Annotated in this window: 15 protein-coding genes, 3 tRNA genes and 1 other RNA gene; 4 read left to right on the top strand and 15 right to left on the bottom strand. The window is 43.1% G+C overall.

The features are described from left to right. Window positions 1-8 precede the first annotated feature (8 nt). The 12 genes from E3K36_12410 to E3K36_12465 all read right to left on the bottom strand — a co-directional run bounded on the left by E3K36_12410 (window position 9) and on the right by E3K36_12465 (window position 8319). Window positions 9-1592, bottom strand: a complete 1584-nt coding sequence (locus E3K36_12410; GenBank protein MCF6156022.1) for a D-aminoacylase — start codon at window positions 1590-1592, stop codon at window positions 9-11. Between the two features lie 71 nt (window positions 1593-1663). After that, window positions 1664-1873 carry a hypothetical protein gene (locus E3K36_12415; GenBank protein MCF6156023.1) on the bottom strand — a complete coding sequence of 70 codons (210 nt, stop codon included), beginning with the start codon at window positions 1871-1873 and terminating at the stop codon, window positions 1664-1666. Next, window positions 1874-3313: an RNA polymerase factor sigma-54 gene (gene rpoN / locus E3K36_12420; GenBank protein ID MCF6156024.1), complete on the bottom strand. Its 1440-nt coding sequence runs from the start codon at window positions 3311-3313 to the stop codon at window positions 1874-1876. It lies immediately after the preceding gene. A 28-nt stretch (window positions 3314-3341) separates the two neighbouring features. After that, window positions 3342-3950 carry a recombination protein RecR gene (gene recR / locus E3K36_12425; GenBank protein MCF6156025.1) on the bottom strand — a complete coding sequence of 203 codons (609 nt, stop codon included), beginning with the start codon at window positions 3948-3950 and terminating at the stop codon, window positions 3342-3344. A gap of 44 nt (window positions 3951-3994) precedes the next feature. Next, window positions 3995-4345 (bottom strand): YbaB/EbfC family nucleoid-associated protein, encoded by a 351-nt coding sequence (locus E3K36_12430; GenBank protein MCF6156026.1) that lies wholly within the window; start codon window positions 4343-4345, stop codon window positions 3995-3997. Between the two features lie 21 nt (window positions 4346-4366). Beyond that, complete coding sequence (dnaX, locus tag E3K36_12435; protein ID MCF6156027.1) at window positions 4367-6031, bottom strand: DNA polymerase III subunit gamma/tau; 1665 nt, start codon at window positions 6029-6031, stop codon at window positions 4367-4369. 161 nt (window positions 6032-6192) lie between these two features. Then, window positions 6193-6459, bottom strand: an RNA gene (ffs, locus tag E3K36_12440) — signal recognition particle sRNA large type. A gap of 17 nt (window positions 6460-6476) precedes the next feature. Further along, window positions 6477-6569, bottom strand: a tRNA-Ser gene (locus tag E3K36_12445). 160 nt (window positions 6570-6729) lie between these two features. After that, window positions 6730-6821, bottom strand: a tRNA-Ser gene (locus tag E3K36_12450). Window positions 6822-6870: 49 nt separating this feature from the next. After that, window positions 6871-7341, bottom strand: coding sequence for a tRNA adenosine(34) deaminase TadA (tadA, locus tag E3K36_12455; protein MCF6156028.1), 471 nt, complete (start codon window positions 7339-7341; stop codon window positions 6871-6873). 42 nt (window positions 7342-7383) lie between these two features. Further along, window positions 7384-7457 (bottom strand) — tRNA-Arg (locus tag E3K36_12460). A 163-nt stretch (window positions 7458-7620) separates the two neighbouring features. Further along, complete coding sequence (locus tag E3K36_12465) at window positions 7621-8319, bottom strand: JAB domain-containing protein (protein MCF6156029.1); 699 nt, start codon at window positions 8317-8319, stop codon at window positions 7621-7623. Between the two features lie 218 nt (window positions 8320-8537). On the opposite strand from E3K36_12465, the gene E3K36_12470 reads away from it, so the two are divergent. The 4 genes from E3K36_12470 to xerD all read left to right on the top strand — a co-directional run bounded on the left by E3K36_12470 (window position 8538) and on the right by xerD (window position 13143). Further along, the gene (locus E3K36_12470; GenBank protein ID MCF6156030.1) at window positions 8538-9104 is read left to right on the top strand and encodes a DUF2284 domain-containing protein; all 567 of its coding nucleotides are present in this window, start codon (window positions 8538-8540) and stop codon (window positions 9102-9104) included. Window positions 9105-9125: 21 nt separating this feature from the next. Beyond that, entirely contained in the window at window positions 9126-9440 is a 315-nt protein-coding gene (locus E3K36_12475) for a hypothetical protein (protein MCF6156031.1), read from the top strand. Between the two features lie 176 nt (window positions 9441-9616). Further along, window positions 9617-11305: an AarF/ABC1/UbiB kinase family protein gene (locus tag E3K36_12480; protein ID MCF6156032.1), complete on the top strand. Its 1689-nt coding sequence runs from the start codon at window positions 9617-9619 to the stop codon at window positions 11303-11305. Window positions 11306-12237: 932 nt separating this feature from the next. Next, complete coding sequence (gene xerD / locus E3K36_12485; GenBank protein ID MCF6156033.1) at window positions 12238-13143, top strand: site-specific tyrosine recombinase XerD; 906 nt, start codon at window positions 12238-12240, stop codon at window positions 13141-13143. 152 nt (window positions 13144-13295) lie between these two features. Here xerD and E3K36_12490 read toward each other — a convergent pair whose 3' ends face one another. The 3 genes from E3K36_12490 to E3K36_12500 all read right to left on the bottom strand — a co-directional run bounded on the left by E3K36_12490 (window position 13296) and on the right by E3K36_12500 (window position 16311). After that, window positions 13296-15518, bottom strand: a complete 2223-nt coding sequence (locus E3K36_12490; protein ID MCF6156034.1) for an EAL domain-containing protein — start codon at window positions 15516-15518, stop codon at window positions 13296-13298. Then, window positions 15519-15983 (bottom strand): response regulator, encoded by a 465-nt coding sequence (locus E3K36_12495; protein ID MCF6156035.1) that lies wholly within the window; start codon window positions 15981-15983, stop codon window positions 15519-15521. A gap of 115 nt (window positions 15984-16098) precedes the next feature. Continuing rightward, complete coding sequence (locus E3K36_12500; GenBank protein MCF6156036.1) at window positions 16099-16311, bottom strand: hypothetical protein; 213 nt, start codon at window positions 16309-16311, stop codon at window positions 16099-16101. Window positions 16312-16517: the final 206 nt, after the last annotated feature.

Consider the following 16517-nt stretch of genomic DNA (forward strand, 5'->3'; position numbering starts at 1 on the left):
GCAAATAATTACACTATTTTTCGCAATATATGTCCATTCGTTGCGCCATTGTGCCTGCCATTACTTACGGTAATCTTTCCATTTACTATCACGTATTCTATCCCTTCTGAATATTGATGGGGTTCCGTAAATGTGCTTTTATCAGTAATCTTGTCAGGATTAAAAATGGTTACGTCTGCAAAATATTCCTCTCTTATTAAACCTCTCCTGTCCAGCCCAACTTTTTGTGCAGGCAGTCCCGTCATCTTCTGAATCGCCTTCTCATCAGGAATGAGTTTCTTTTCCCGGCAAAATCTTCCCAAAACACGGGAAAAAGTTCCGTAGCTCCGTGGATGAGGTTTGCTTTCATTCAGGATCCCCTGCCTGGCGCGCAGAGAACTATCAGAGCCAACAAATACAAAATCCCAGCCCAGTATCTTCTCCAGATTTTCTTCACACATACTGAACAAAAAAATATCTACCCTCGTATCTTCATCTACAAGCACATCAAAAACAGTTTCTACCGGGGGCTTATTGAGACCCTTTGCAATCTCAGAGATCGATTTACCTTCCATCCACTTGTTTTTATCATAATAGACAGATGAAATCATAAGTCCATTCCAAAAGGTATCATCGTACTCCTGGGATACTTCCTTTGCAATGCGTTTTCGGGTATTTGCATCTTTTAACCTTTGTATTTGCTTTTCGGTACCACCTTCATAGACCCAATTTGGCAGTACAACATCCAGATCGGTAGCAGCAGCAATATAGGGATAGCGATCACAGGTAACGTCGGTCCCTTCGCTAATAGCATGTTCAATAATCGTTTTTATGTCTTCGATCTTATGCCAGTTTCGGTTTCCAGATGTCTTAAGGTGGGATACCTGCAATCTGACCCCCGAGCGTTTTGACACTTCAATTGCCTCTGTAAGGGCATCTTCAAGCATATCTCCTTCATTCCGAATATGGGTTGTATAAAAGCCGCCATATTTCTCAACTACCCTGCACATCTCCGTAATCTCCCCCATCGTTGCGTAACATCCCGGCGGATAGATCAGACCACTGGACATGCCAAACGCCCCGGCCTGCATGGCTTCTTCCAGGTCTTTCTTCATGGAAATTAATTCATACGGATCAGGCCTTCTATTTTCATATTCAATGACACATGCCCTGATATTCCCATGGCCGACAAGAAATGCCCTGTTGATAGAACTCTTCCTTTTTTCTGCGGTATCGTAAAACTCAGCAGCCGATTGCCAGGTGGGAACGATACCGTATTTTGCTAATCCCTGGGATCTTCTCTCCAATAGCCTTCCGCGCAAAGGGAAGGCAGACAAACCGCAGTTCCCACAAATCTCTGTGGTAACGCCATCAAGTATCTTGCTATCACTTTCTGGGCGGACAAGCCATAAAAAATCACTATGGGAATGAATATCAATAAATCCTGGGGCAACAATCATCCCCTTTGCAGAAATGGTAGGGCACCTGTTATCAGGAATATATGGGGCTAAAAGGGTAATCTTATCATGCTTGATGCCAATATCCAGATTTTGTCTGGGTATACCTGTTCCATCAATTACAGTTCCGCCTTTTATGATAAGATCAAAATCCATTGCTGCCTCGTCAGGATTAAGGAATAGAGTTTTATTGACGGGGAGTGAATAGGTATTTCACTTTTGAGAAGTTATTTTTCTTCTACCAGAGAAGAAGGCTCATCCAGGCCCAGCACCCTATCAATATCCTTGTGTGCAGAGCTCATATCCTTCTTCATGGTATCGAGGTGTCTTTTGTTATGATACTCATCGGTGGCAGAGCAGCCGGCCAAACACCCGAAAACGGCCACACTTACAATAAAAAAGAGAATTTTTGTCATAGAAGTTTTCTTCTTTATCATTTAATATTCCTTTCGCTGTCTTGAGGATGGTATCTTCATAATCCGTCGATATTTTGTTACAGTTCTTCTGGCAATAGCTATACCGGATGCATGTAATTTTTCAGCAACTTCTTCATCGCTCAATGGATTTGCCTTATTTTCTTTTGCAACGATCTCGGCAAGCTTCTGCCTTATTGCTTCCCATGATTCCATCGACCCGTCTACATTCTGAAAACCACCCGTAAAGAAGAATTTCATCTCAAATATGCCCTGAGGTGTTTGAATATACTTATGCGCAATGGCACGGCTTACCGTTGAAACGTGTACTCCAACAACATCCGCAACATCTTGCATCTTGAGCGTTCGAAGGCGATGGATTCCTTCATCAAGAAAATCCTTTTGTAGTTCTACTATTTTACAGGCCACCTTATACAACGTGCTCCGCCTCTGTTCAATAGCATCAATAAGCCATTTCGCCGATTCAATTTTCTTTTGTATATACTGGCGCGTCGATGTATCAGTACCATTCTCACTCAAAAATTTCTTATAAAAAGAGCTGATATGTAAATGGGGCAGATTGGTGTTGTCAATAAGGAACACCTCGTATTTTCCATCAATATATTCTACTTTTACTTCTGGAACTACATACGGAATAGTCTCATCACAAAAAAGAGAGCCAGGCTTGGGGTTCAACGTACGTATGAACTCCACTTGTCTCTTTACCACCTCCAGGCTGTACCCGATCTTCTTTGCTATGAGGGGATATTTCTTCATCTCGATATCTTCCAGGTGATTGAGGAGCAGTTCCTTTGTCAGTTGATAATTTGGGTCACGTTTGTCCAGCTGGAGCAATAAACATTCTTGCAGGTTCCTGGCACCGACACCGGGTGGTTCCAGTGTCTGAATAATCTTCAAGGCCTCTTTGACTTCTTCAAGAGAAAGAGGTCTTTCAAGGGATTGCACAATTTCTTCCAACGGACTAGCCAAATATCCGGATTTGTCTATCGAATAAATGGTATTTTCACACGCCTCCATGAGATGGTCCGGAATCTCAATCAATGACAACTGTCCCATTAAATAATCATGAAGTGACATCGGCTTGGCAGCCGTGTTCTCTAATGCTTCTTGCTTTTGATCACGCTCTTCCGAAGCGTTATTTCTTCGTACTGTTGTTTGTGAATAGTAATCACGCCAATCTTCGGCAATCTCACCCAATTTATCAATTTCGTCAACCTTCTCATTCTCTTCGGCAACCAGAACTACATCGTCCCCCTCCTTGGGATTTTCGTCTTTCTTCTCGTCTAATACCTCTTCAAGCACAGGATTATCTACCATCTCTTGCTGTATATGCTCAACAAGGGCCAATAATGGTAACTGTAAAATCTCAATTGATTGGATGATTTGGGGGGACAATTTCAGCTTTTGTTGAAGCTGCGGTAATAAGGATGATTGCATTTTCATGAAACATCACCTTCCATAAAAAACGAACTTAAACTCCTAACATCTCACTTCTACCACTGATGGCATCGGCAACAATCGCCGTATTTGCATATTCAAGATAACTTCCCGTTGGCAATCCGCGCGCAAGCCTTGTAGTCCTAATCCCTAAGATATACAATTGTTTATGAATATACAAAGCAGTCGCATCTCCTTCCATGTTGAGATTCGTAGCCAAAAGGACTTCTTTTACGTGATCAGCCTTCACTCGCTGCAAAAGTTTTTCAATTGTCAGAGATTCTGGGTGGATACCCTCTAATGGAGAAATATGTCCCTGAAGTACATGATAAAGGCCACGGTATTTCCCCGTCTTTTCTATCGTCAGAAAGTCCGCAAGTTGTTCGACGACACAAATCATAGATCTGTCTCTCGACGTATCACTGCAAATGTGACATGGATCGTTTTCTGAAACATTGAAACAGACCGAACACGTCTTTGCATGCTTTTTTACATCACGGATGGCATAGGCAAGCTGCATAGCCTCTTCTACCGGCAGTTTTAAGATATGACACGCAAGACGTTCTGCCGTTTTCTGTCCTATGCCAGGCATCTTGCTGAATTCATCGATAAGTTTTATCACGGAATGGGGATATGCGTTCAAAATAAAAAACCTCTTAAATCACTCTTTGTAATCATTTCCGCCACTTACATACCACCAAACAATCCCTGCATACCGGGCATATTTAGCCCCCCTGTAATTTTTCCCATTTCAGATTGGTATAACTCCTGTGATTTCTTAAGTGCTTGTGAAACAGCAGAAAGAATCAGGTCTTCAAGCATTTGGACGTCTTTTGGATCCACCACCTCTGGATCAATCTTAATAGAAAGAATCTCCTGTTTACCATTCATGTGCACAGTGACCATACCACCGCCGGAGCTGGCCTCTACGACGCGTTCCTTCAAATCATTCTGAATCTCTTCCATCTGCTTCTGCATTTTTTGTGCCTGTTTCTGCGCCTGTTTCATCATTTCTGCAATATTACCAAAACCTTTCATCGTGTTGACCTCCTCTCTTATTTATTTGACCTTGACGACATGTCCACCAAAAAGGTCCAGGGTCTTTTTTACTGTAGGCTCAGAAAGTAAAGAATCGACCGGCTGCGGATCAGAAGATTCATGCACTGAGGATACATTTGCTTTTCTTTTTTCAGGATTTCCATTTTTGGATATCACAAGTTTTAGTCTCACATTTCCCTGCACCACCTCTTTGGCGCATTGTTCGATAAGTTTCTTTTCTTCGGTTTGATCAAGTTTTTCCTTGTGAAAGGAAAAATTACCGGGAAATTCTATGGTAATTTCTCCATCCTTGAACCCAACAAATCGACCTTCTTTCAAAAGTGCCCAGGTTGACTTTTTTTTGTTCTGGGTCATGAGAAGAACCTTCTCCCAAACAGTTTTTTCATCACACAGGTTCTCGAAATTACCACTTTTAGTCGCTGTTGTATGATATTCTTCCGATACCGATTCCAAAACCATTGACGCAGTAACAGATTTTTGAACCGGCACTATTTCCTCATTTTTCCCCACCGGCCCGGTTTTGCAGCGTACAAGTCTTTCTTCCAATGATGCAATCTTCTCTACAATTTCATTCAATGAACCAACAGATTCCATCCGGCACAACTTAATTACAGCCATTTCCAGCAAAATACGCTGCAAGAGAGAATCTGTCGTGCGCATCTTCGCATCCGAAAGGATTTGGACCATATACATGAGGGTATCACAAGAAAAAGATTTTCCATATCGTTGCACGAAAGAGGCATTAAACTCAAACCACGTTGCCTCTTGACCACAGGAAGAAAAGATCAAAAGATCCCTGACACACGGAAGCAACTGATCAATAAATTCTCCAGGTGTCTTTCCTTCGGTTAAAACCTCATCTACAATCCTCAAGGCAGAGGATACATCCTTTTTTACAAAGCTGTCAAACATGCCCTGTATCTTATCTTCATCAATACAACCTAAAACGAAGCTTACGTCTTCCGGAGATATCTTATCCTTGCAAAACGAAAGGAGTTGGTCCAGGACTGACTGAGAATCTCGCAACCCACCCCTGGCATATCTTGCAATCATGTAAATGGCAGCGGGTTCGACCTGCACACCTTCAGATTTACAAATATCCAAAAGCCGCTTTTCAATATCGTGGATGGAAATATTTTTAAAATCAAATCGCTGACATCGGGATTGTACCGTTTCGGGAAGACGATTGGCTGCTGTTGTAGCAAAAATAAACTTAACGTGTGCCGGTGGTTCTTCGAGTGTCTTCAGAAGTGCGTTAAACGCCTCACGGGTAAGCATATGGACTTCATCGATGATATAAATTTTATAACGAGCCCGGGACGGGGCATAACCAACGTTTTGCCGGATATTCCGCACCTCATCAATCCCCCGATTGGATGCACCATCAATCTCCAGAACATCGATATCGTTACCCTCCGAGATGCATCGGCAAATATCACAGATATTGCAGGGAGTATCCGTGGGACCGTGTTGGCAGTTTAGCGCCTTTGACAATATCCTTGCCATCGAAGTTTTCCCCACCCCTCGTGGTCCTGCCAGCAAATAGGCATGAGCAACCCTGTTGGAACGGATAGCATTCCTGAGGGTTATTACAATGGGCTCTTGCCCCACCAGGTCCTCAAATGTTTGAGGACGATATCTGCGGGCTAATACAACATACGACATTAACAGTCACCTCAATAATCACATCAAACGCGATGTTCATCAATATATTAATTATACTTTCTCCTTTACCCTATAGCAACGCACTTTCTTCCGCCGATTTTTCAGTGAGCCAAAACCAAAGGAAAAGCAAGAACTATTACCACAAAGAGTTGCAGAAAAGGCCGTGCACTTTTTTCCGTTCCCATTTCTATTAGCTTATCCATGCAGTAAGCTCAGGCCAGACTGGCTCACGGCACATAAGGATCGATGCTTATGGCTGCTTGCTTCCGCACCTGACCAAGTTCACACAATCTCTTATTGCATGAGATCCGGCCCTCATCACCACTTACATTGATAAAGCAAATAGTCGTGAACCCTCGAAAAAGCGATCGATCCTGCTATAGCGGGTTGCAGGCTACAGGGAACCGCTAGCTCCCCATCTAGCACGGCCTATTAATAACAAAACTGGCGGAGAGGGCGGGAGTCGAACCCGCGATACCGATTTTGTCGGTATACGCGCTTTCCAAGCGCGCTCATTCGGCCACTCTGACACCTCTCCCAAAAATCATAGCAAAACAGAACCTTCTTAATCCTGGAAACTTTTATTGATAAAATATCAAAGTGCAAATTCTAAAATACCCTTTTCAACGGCATTTTCCACTTACATTTTTCACTTCGCATTTGTTTTTCACAGGTCTGAGGCAACACCCGCTGGCTACTGGCGGAGAGGGTGGGATTCGAACCCACGTCCCGCTGTTAAGCGAGAAACGGTTTTCGAGACCGCCCCGATCAACCACTCTGGCACCTCTCCGGGTCTTTCAAATAACACGAACCACTTAAGCCGTTTAAGCAGATAAACATTATTTCGTACGACAGTTTTCCAAAAAGAACTTTTGTAACAAACACTTACACTCGCTGGCAAGGATATTGGGTATAACTTCCAAACGGTGGTTAAACCTGGGCTCCTGGACAAGATTCATCACGGATGTGCATGCCCCAGCCTTTTTATCTACAGTTCCATAAACTAGCGTGTCTACCCTTGCCTGTACTAATGCCCCGGCACACATTGCGCAAGGCTCTAAGGTAACATAGATCGTCGTCCCGGTTAAACGCCAGTTTTGCAAATAGGCTGCAGCCTGAGTTATTGCTATCATTTCGGCATGGGCAGTTGGGTCACTGAGCATTTCCCGCTGGTTATGTGCACGGGCAATAATACGGTTCTCGCAGACAATCACAGCCCCAACGGGCACCTCGTCCTTCTCTACAGCCTTTTCTGCCTCAGCAATAGCCTGCCTCATGAAATATTCATGTGTATCGGTAGTTTCAAACATCTTTTGGAATTATCTGTTTACCCGTTAAGTGAAATTTTAAAACGCGCCCAGGAGGATTTGAACCTCCAACCTCCGGATTCGTAGTCCGTGACTCTATCCAATTGAGCTATGGGCGCTAACGATAATTTTCTGGCTAAACAGTTACAAAAAAAACCTATCTTCACAAAACAGCGGATTCGTAAGCAAATTGTATTTAAAAGCAAAGGATTAATACTATTGGTGGAGGCGTGCGCATCGATAAGCGATAAAAAACAAGTATAAGCATATCAAAAGTCATTGTCAAGATATAATCCCCTTGTCCTTGAAACTTACAAAACACTCGTTTCCGATGATGACATGATCCAACACCCTTATGCCAACAATATTTCCCGCCTCTAACAACCGTTGGGTAATCTGGATGTCTTCTTTGCTTGGTTCCGGATCACCGGAGGGATGATTATGCACAAAGACCACTGAGGCCGCAGACTCCTTAATTGCAGGATTGAATACCTCTCTCGGATGGACGATACTGGATGTCAGGCTGCCGGAAGAGATGGTTAATTCTTTCATAATACGGTTTTTATTGTCGAGTAAGACAATCAAAAAGATTTCTTGTTTCCTTCCCCGCAAACGTTCATGGAAATGACCAAAAATATCGTTACTACATTTAAATTGCTGAAGGGGTTTCACCGAAATGGTAGAAAAACGTTTTGCAATGGCCAAAGACGCCTTGATCTGGGCAGCACGCGCCGGGCCTATTCCTTTTATTTTGCACAATTCACCGACCGAAGCCAAGCTCAGCCTTCGAAAGTCCCCATATTCCGAGAGAAGCTTTTTGGCTAAATCAACTGCGCTGTAATTTGTAGTACCGTCACGGATGATGATTCCCAGGAGTTCAGCATCTGTCAGGTGCTCATCACCACTTTGAATGAGCCTTTCCCGGGGTCTTTCATGGGTGGGAAGCTGTTTGATCGTAGGATGTTTCTTTTCTTCCTTCATAACCACGTCATAATATCGCATCAGTGGCACACAGTAACCCTGAAGTTGTTTATTTTTATGTGCCGAATTTCATTTTTCTGACAAGATTATACCGTATGAATTGCCACTGTCAATAAAATGTCCTTGCGTGCATTTTCCGGAAAAAAGATTTGATTAAACCCCTCGCCTTGTTTATAGTAACACTGGATACAAGAATAACCTTTTAGGAGGTTTTACCTATGCACATCAAGGATTCTGCAATGCCTGAAATTCAAGCCGATCTTCCACCACTTCAGTCCCCGAACGATTTGCGTAATGTATTGATCAAAAAAGCGATAGAACTCGGTTGCGAACGGGCAGTCATTATTCATCCCAACACAATTACCGTTGGACGATGGGTCCAATTGAAATGCAAATACGGATGTGAAGAATACGGGAAAAAACTCACCTGCCCGCCCCACTCACCATCCCATGAAGAAATGAAAGAAATTCTCAAAGAATATAACAAGGCATTACTTCTCCACGGGCACCAGAGCTGGCAGATGCGGTACATTACCGCTGAGATCGAAAAAATGGCGTTTGCAATGGGATTTTATAAAGCCTTTGGACTCGGGGCAGGCCCTTGCAAATTGTGTGAAAATTGTGAAACCACCGCATCCTGTGCCCGTACCATGGATGCCAGACCCTCCATGGAGGCATGCGGTATCGACGTCTATCAGACAGCAAGAAATCATAACTTAAAAATAGAAACATTGAAAAACAACAACGAAGAGGTCAATATATACGGCCTGGTCTTACTGGAATAAATTTATTCATGGAGGAAAAATATGATGACAGATATTATCAGTAAGGTAATCAACCTCGGTTTTGGCTCATTGATTGTGACAAAAGAGAATATTGAAGAACTCATTGATGAAATGGTAAAGAAAGGAGAAATCAAGAAGGACGAAGCAAAGTCACAGGTAAACGAGTTATTAAAAAGAGTGTCATCAAGCAAACAAGAAATTATGTCTATGATTGAAAAAATTGTGGAAAATGTGCTCCACAAGCTGGATATACCAACCCGAAACGAACTTCAACAGATGCAGAAGAAACTGGAGGAGATTATAAAAAAACTGGAATCCAGAGAAGACCAGACGTAATAACAAGTACCAAATAACAAGCATCAAAAAACAAATAAATCCCAATTAACCAAATTCCAAACTAAGAATTTTGATCATTTGACTTTGTAATTTGCAATTTATTTGAAATTTGGAATTTGGTATTTATTAGAAAACCTGTCTGTTTTCATTTGCCAGGCTTTGGAAACGAGTAATACATGCGACTCCGAAAAATAGGCCAGAAGATCCGTGATATACGCCGCCTTAACCAAATTCTGAGGATATTAACCAAACATGGTTTTGGTTTTGCCATCCAACAACTTCATTTAGAAGAGTATGTTATCGGCAGGGGCATTATCAAAACCCGGATATTACGCCGCTTTACAGAACCTCTGGAATCCCGGGCCGTCCGACTCCGGAAGGTATTGGAAGACCTCGGTCCCACATTTATAAAATTTGGACAAATCCTGAGTGTTCGACCGGACCTGATTCCTTTAGACCTTTGCAATGAACTGAGCAAACTCCAGGACCGTGTCCCTCCCTTTGGTTACGAAGACGTCAGAAAGCAGATAAAGGAATCCTTTGGGAGATACCCTGAAGAATTATTTTCCGAATTTGACCCAGCTCCTTTTGCTTCAGCATCGTTAGGGCAAGCGCATCGGGCACGACTCAAAACGGATGAAGAAGTGGTTGTGAAGGTGCAGCGCCCCGATATCCGTAAAATGATCGAAACGGATATTGATATCCTTTACACCCTTGCCCAATTGGCCAGTCGGTATATGGAGGAACTCAAGGTCTACGACCCTGTTAGCATTGTCAATGAATTTTCAAAGACTATTATGAAGGAAATTGATTTTACCCACGAGGCCCACAATATCGACAGATTTCGCAAAAATTTTAGAGATAGCACAACCATTCATATCCCCAGGGTCTTTTGGGATTATACCAAACCAAAGGTCGTCACTACAGAGGAAATTAAAGGTATCAGGATGAATGATTACCTGACCCAGCCCCATCCTGAAGAAGAAAAAAGGGCCGTTGCCGCAAATGGTGCAAATGCCGTCCTGCAACAAATATTTATTGACGGATTCTTTCATGCAGATCCTCACCCGGGGAATATCTTCATCCTTCCCGACAATGCCGCTGCTTTTATCGATTTTGGGATTGTAGGCAGGCTGGATGAAGAGGCACGTGACGCCATAGTAAACCTTTTGATTGCTGTATCCAATAGAAACATAAATGGTGTTGTAAAGGCATTGGAAATGCTTGGTGCCTTCACTGAGGAAGTATCCATACGGGAGTTCAAACATGATATTAGCGATTTTGTTGAGCGGTACTCCGATGTTCCATTAAAACAGGTAGAAATATCCACGATATTGCCCCAAGCCGTTGATTTGATGACACGACATAAACTAAAGATACCCCCACAATTTCATGTTCTGTTCAAGGCCATTGCTACCATGGACGGTGTTGCCAGACAGTTAGACCCTGAATTTAATACTATCGCCCATACCCGACCTTTAGTGGAAAGGCTTGTACATGAAAGATACGACCCGAAACGCATATTCAAGGACATGACCCTTTACTCCTCGGAATTATTGGATATCCTTAAAATAATCCCAAAAGATGCGTATGAAATTGTAAAAAAGATAAAGATGGGAACCCTAAAGATCGAATTCGAGCACCAGGGACTCTCAAAATTCATATCCGAGATGGACAAATCCAGTAATCGGATTTCATTTAGCCTGGTTATCTCCGCCCTGATTATCGGCTCTTCCCTTATTATTATGGCCAATAGAGGCCCCATGGTATACGGCTTCCCGGTACTGGGCATTCTTGGATTTGTCTTTGCGGGCATTCTTGGATTGGGACTGGCAATAGGGGTTTTGAGATCCGGGCGTTTGTAAACCTGATTGTATAGGGAATTTCATTTTATAAAGAAAAACAATTAGTCTTGCGTATACAAAACATAAAGATGTTACTCTATTTGGAGAAAACCGGTTGGTGCAAAGCTGATTTAAAGCGATGAAATCATCGGTTTTCTTTAAGAAATTCAGTGAAAGCAAGCTCGGAGATGATATGGATTTTACCGAATGGTCATCTGTTTATCAAATGCATAATCGGCTCATAGAAAAAAGATTGGGCTTGAAGGCAAAAAAATAAAAGGAATGGGCGTTCAACTTAGGTAAAAGCCCAAAGGGCTTGCATATGAAAGCCCAGGGCAACGCCCTGAGTAAGAGTATAACAATATCTTTAAGCTCTGAAGGAGCGTAATAACAACGGATGGAAGATCATGTTTCAGTCGTTAACAAATATTCTCGTTCACATTATATTTTGCACTAAAGATAGACAATCTTTGATTAATCAAAAAAGTATCACAAAAATAAAACATTTCAGGAAGAATTCTTAGAGTTTTTGAATAAATATCAGGTGAAATATGATGAACAATACCTCTGGGATTAATATACTCTTATGTAACCCTTTCAGGGTTAATTCCTGTTTATTTCTCCTTCCCAGGGCGTTGCCCTGGGCTATCTTATTATAATCCTGTTAGGGTTGAAAGAAATTGATAATACTATTGGATATATCCTTGACTGTCACATCGGACACAAAGTTACTACAAACAGTTCGTACCTACGGGACTTTTACAAGCGAATTATTCTTTTAGCTCCGTCAGAAGCATACTGTTTGTAGGTAGATTATATCCCCTACAGATGATTAACCCCGTAGGAGTGGCCTGTTTATTCTCTTGGCTGGTTCAGATTTCATGCGAGAGGCCTGCCCGGGTACATTGTAGCTATATTTATGCAAGGTTATATAATTATGAACTAATAAAGTTATGTCCGAAGCAAATATCCTGGACGACCTTATTGAATCATTTATAAACTACCTCCTCGTTGAATGCGGTTTATCTAAGAATACTATCCTCAGTTACAGCCATGACCTGCAAATATTTACCACTTTTCTGCTTTCTAAAAACATATCGGACTTTAGCAGCGTTCGTCCTGATACGATCACCAGCTTCATTATTTCTGAAAAAAAGCGCGGCCTCTCCACCAACTCCATCGCCCGCACCATTGTGGCCATCCGTATGTTATACAAATTTCTCCTCTCGGAGGGGAAATTACAGCGAAATCCTTTTACGGTGATCGATTCACCAAAGCTCTGGAAGAGATTGCCAGAAGTGATCCCCGTCCATAAGATCGACGATCTCCTTTCAATCCCCGATACAAAAACGAAATTAGGGATGAGAAACAAGGCCATTCTTGAACTTTTGTATGCTACCGGTGCAAGGGTGTCAGAGGTCGTTGCAATTCAGATGAACTGTATTAACCTCGAATACAGTTATGTAAAGTGCAGAGGCAAAGGCGCAAAGGAGCGCATCGTACCCCTTGGGACAAAGGCAATCGATGCCATTCAAACGTATGTAAAAACCGCCAGGCCAAAGATAAAAAACAGTCAGGATAGCACTTATTTATTTCTTTCAAAGGCAGGAAGGCCCCTCCGGAGGGAGAATGTATGGGTCATTGTTAAAAATTGTGCCTTAAAAGCCGGTATCCATGGGCACATCTCACCACACAAGCTGAGACACTCATTTGCTACCCACCTCCTGGAAAATGGTGCCGATCTTCGTTCAGTACAAGAAATGCTGGGACATGTCAATGTCTCCACCACCCAAATCTATACCCACGTTAGCAAACAACACCTCAAAGCCATACATCGACAATACCACCCACGATCTTAACGTTGCAAGGTAAAAGAGAGAAGGAACAAGAAAATGCAGCGGTTCAGGAGGGTAAACAAAAAGACAGAGAAAAAAGAAAGGCTTCTTTAAAACAAACCTCCTGAAGCAGCTCAAGAAGCAAAAGAAATAATGAAAACCATCACAACCTTCTCTTACCACAAGCCACACAACTGTTTATCCTGCGTCGGTATTTTCCCAAACTCCTCAGCTGGCAAAGGCTCGCAGAACAAATATCCCTGCATCTCGTCACATTGTCTTTGCTTAAGAAAGATGAGCTGTTCTTCCGTCTCAACTCCTTCGGCAACAACCTTAAATTTCAGACTTTGTGCCAGGGCGATTACTGATTCCACGATCACCTTGTCATTTTGGTCGGTCACAATACCGTTTACGAAATGCTGACTAATTTTAAGCTTCTTAACAGGAAATTTCTTGAGATAATACAAAGAAGAAAAGCCTGTGCCAAAATCATCGATGGCGATTTGAACGCCCAGATCGCTCAGCTTGCTCAATTTATGAATAGTAGCTTCTATATCTTGCATAGCAATACTCTCGGTGATTTCCAAACCCAGAAAATGCGGATCCAGGCCAGTTTTTTGCAGTGCCGACATAACGGTCTCTACCAGATTGGGTTGCTGGAATGTATGCGCCGAAAGGTTCACCGCTATGCACAGAGGTTGAAATCCTGCATCCTGCCAGGCCTTGCATTGTACACAGACGGTATATAACACCAATTCATCGATGAAAACGATCAGCCTGGTATTTTCTGATAAGGCGAGGAATTCTTCAGGGGTAATCAGACCCCGATCAGGATGCCGCCAACGCACGAGGGCTTCCATACCAACGATCTGACCAGTGCCGATATTCACCAGCGGTTGGTAGTATACCACAAATTCCCCGCGGTCCAGCGCTCGGCGGAGATTCCTTTCCATAATCATCTTTTCAAAGGATGCAGCATGCATGGCTTCAGTATAGAATTGATAATTATTTCTCCCCTGTTCCTTGGCATGATACATAGCGGTATCGGCGTTCTTCAGCAAGGTTTCTGCATCTGCGCCATCATTGGGATATATGGCAATTCCAATGCTCGTACTAATATAGAGTTCATGTTCTCTGATCATCAAAGGCTGCTGGATAGTATCGAGGATTTTTCTGGCAATATTGCTTACATCTTCCGATTCATTAATTCCTAACAATAACAAAGTAAATTCATCGCCTGCAAAGCGGGCAACGGTATCTTCTTCTCGTATACATCTTCTCAGTCTGTTAGCGATTTCATGAAGTAGCAGATCCCCCACACTATGCCCAAGCGTATCATTTATGCTTTTGAATCTGTCCAGATCCAGAAACATCACGGCAAGTTTCTCATTCGTACGATGTACGTGTGCCAGCGACAGTGTCAGGCGGTCGTTAAATAATAGCCGATTAGGTAATGAAGTAAGGGTGTCGTGAAAAGCCATATGTTTGATTTTTTCCTCTACCCGCTTGCGCTCTTCGATCTCCACCCGCAGTCCTTCGTTTGCCTTCACCAGTGCCGCAGTTCGCTCTGCCACATGTTGTTCCAGAGACTCATTCAGCGACCGCAGTTCTTTCTCAAGTTGTTTGCGCTCGGTAATGTCCTGGACTACTCCACTCATTTTAATAGCCTTGCCAGTATTATCAAAAATAACTTCAGCCTGTTCATAAACAATATGCACCGTACCGTCTGGTAAAACTATACGGTGGTCAATATTGTTAAATTTTCTTTCGTATAAGGCATCATGAAAAAATTTCTCGACCAATTCTCTCTCATCATGATGAACGGCATTCAGGAACGCCTCATATGTCGGACAAAATGACTGTGGAGCGAAACCAAAGATGCGATAAACCTCATCAGACCAATACAATTCATTTTTCACGGTGTCCCATTCCCAATTTCCCAGGTGAGCAATTCTTTGTGCATTGGCAAGGCTGGCTTCGCTTTTCCGCAACGCCTCTTCTGCCTGCCTGCGCTTCCGCCGTTCCTCCACTTCGATCAATTCCCGCTCAATGGCCGGAACCAGTCGTGCCAGATTGTCCTTCATAATATAATCATGAGCACCGGCCTTCATTGCAGAAACAGCAAGATCCTCTCCTATAGAACCGGAAACGATAATAAATGGAATGTCTAGTCCGCTGAGCTTTAACTGCGTCAGAGCCCCAATTGCACTAAAGAACGGCATGTAATGGTCTGCAAGGACGATATCCCATTCCTGTTTTTCGAGCATCATCTTCATAGCTGAGGCTGTTTCAACTCGCTCAAATGCCGGCTCATAACCTCCGCGCCGCAGTTCACGAAGCATCAATTCAATGTCGTCCATTGAATCATCCACAATCAATACGCGGAGTGGTTTTTTCATTTAATGCCTTCCTCCTGTATTAATCGGAGATTTGTTCAGGAGAAGCCAATAAACCCCTAACCGCCCCACAGCCTCGGAGAATTGGGTAAAATCCACCGGTTTTTGAATGTAACTGTTAGCGCCGAGCTTGTAACCATTTATCAGGTCCCGCTCTTCGTTCGACGAAGTAAGAATAACCACGGGAAGGTATTTCGTTCGTTCATTAGCACGCAGGTGGTGTAACACCTCCAGACCATCCACTTTTGGCAGTTTCAAATCCAGCAAGACGACTTCCGGCTGGTTACTCATGTCACGTCCGGCGTACTTACCCCTGCAGAAGAGATAATCCAGCGCTTCGACTCCATCACTTGCCACTACCACCTCATTCGCAATATTGTACTTCCTGAATGCACGCAGTGTCAGTTCTACATCGTCTGGATTGTCTTCTACAAGCAGGATAACTTTGGATTGCGTATTTGATCTCATAGATTGTTGATTTGTCATAATTACGCTCATTTGCCATATCAAGACTGGCAACGAATATCGCTATAAATCAGGTTGGGGTTGGCATCAACTTTTGACTGCTTAACTGCCAGAAACTTTATCGATTGATTTCCCGAAAACAGAGTTTCTTACCCATTGCGTTCCCAAACGGAATTTGGGAACGAGCAGGTAAACCACACCGGTAGGAGCCGTCTCCTGACGGCGATTGGTTATCACAACGGATTGCAAGCGCCACAAGTCGCCAACAGGAGTTGGCTCCTACCATCTTCGTTGGTTCAATCGTCCCCGATTGAACCGAAACATTTTGCATGAATCCTTATAACAGCTTGTGTAGGGTGCGTCCTATGCACCATCCATACGTTGGAGAGTGTTTTGGTGCGTAGGACGCACCCTACGATGACTTGTCGTTGAATCAGGCATTCGGCAACTTTAATAGTGCAGTGGCAATTCATGAATTGCCACTACAGAGCTGTTTTGAAATTCCTAACAGAAATTGTAAATTATTGCTCCCAAATT

It is taken from the genome of Candidatus Brocadia sp., assembly GCA_021646415.1.
In the GTDB taxonomy this organism is placed as follows: Bacteria; Planctomycetota; Brocadiia; order Brocadiales; family Brocadiaceae; genus Brocadia.

Excerpts from the sequence above, each read along its gene's own strand:
- E3K36_12410 (MCF6156022.1), bottom strand. The coding sequence starts at position 1,592 with ATGGATTTTGATCTTATCATAAAAGGCGGAACTGTAATTGATGGAACA.
- E3K36_12415 (MCF6156023.1), bottom strand. The coding sequence starts at position 1,873 with ATGATAAAGAAGAAAACTTCTATGACAAAAATTCTCTTTTTTATTGTA.
- rpoN (MCF6156024.1), bottom strand. The coding sequence starts at position 3,313 with ATGAAAATGCAATCATCCTTATTACCGCAGCTTCAACAAAAGCTGAAA.
- E3K36_12430 (MCF6156026.1), bottom strand. The coding sequence starts at position 4,345 with ATGAAAGGTTTTGGTAATATTGCAGAAATGATGAAACAGGCGCAGAAA.
- dnaX (MCF6156027.1), bottom strand. The coding sequence starts at position 6,031 with ATGTCGTATGTTGTATTAGCCCGCAGATATCGTCCTCAAACATTTGAG.
- tadA (MCF6156028.1), bottom strand. The coding sequence starts at position 7,341 with ATGTTTGAAACTACCGATACACATGAATATTTCATGAGGCAGGCTATT.
- E3K36_12465 (MCF6156029.1), bottom strand. The coding sequence starts at position 8,319 with ATGAAGGAAGAAAAGAAACATCCTACGATCAAACAGCTTCCCACCCAT.
- E3K36_12470 (MCF6156030.1), top strand. The coding sequence starts at position 8,538 with ATGCACATCAAGGATTCTGCAATGCCTGAAATTCAAGCCGATCTTCCA.
- E3K36_12475 (MCF6156031.1), top strand. The coding sequence starts at position 9,126 with ATGATGACAGATATTATCAGTAAGGTAATCAACCTCGGTTTTGGCTCA.
- E3K36_12480 (MCF6156032.1), top strand. The coding sequence starts at position 9,617 with ATGCGACTCCGAAAAATAGGCCAGAAGATCCGTGATATACGCCGCCTT.
- xerD (MCF6156033.1), top strand. The coding sequence starts at position 12,238 with ATGTCCGAAGCAAATATCCTGGACGACCTTATTGAATCATTTATAAAC.
- E3K36_12490 (MCF6156034.1), bottom strand. The coding sequence starts at position 15,518 with ATGAAAAAACCACTCCGCGTATTGATTGTGGATGATTCAATGGACGAC.
- E3K36_12495 (MCF6156035.1), bottom strand. The coding sequence starts at position 15,983 with ATGAGATCAAATACGCAATCCAAAGTTATCCTGCTTGTAGAAGACAAT.
- E3K36_12500 (MCF6156036.1), bottom strand. The coding sequence starts at position 16,311 with ATGCAAAATGTTTCGGTTCAATCGGGGACGATTGAACCAACGAAGATG.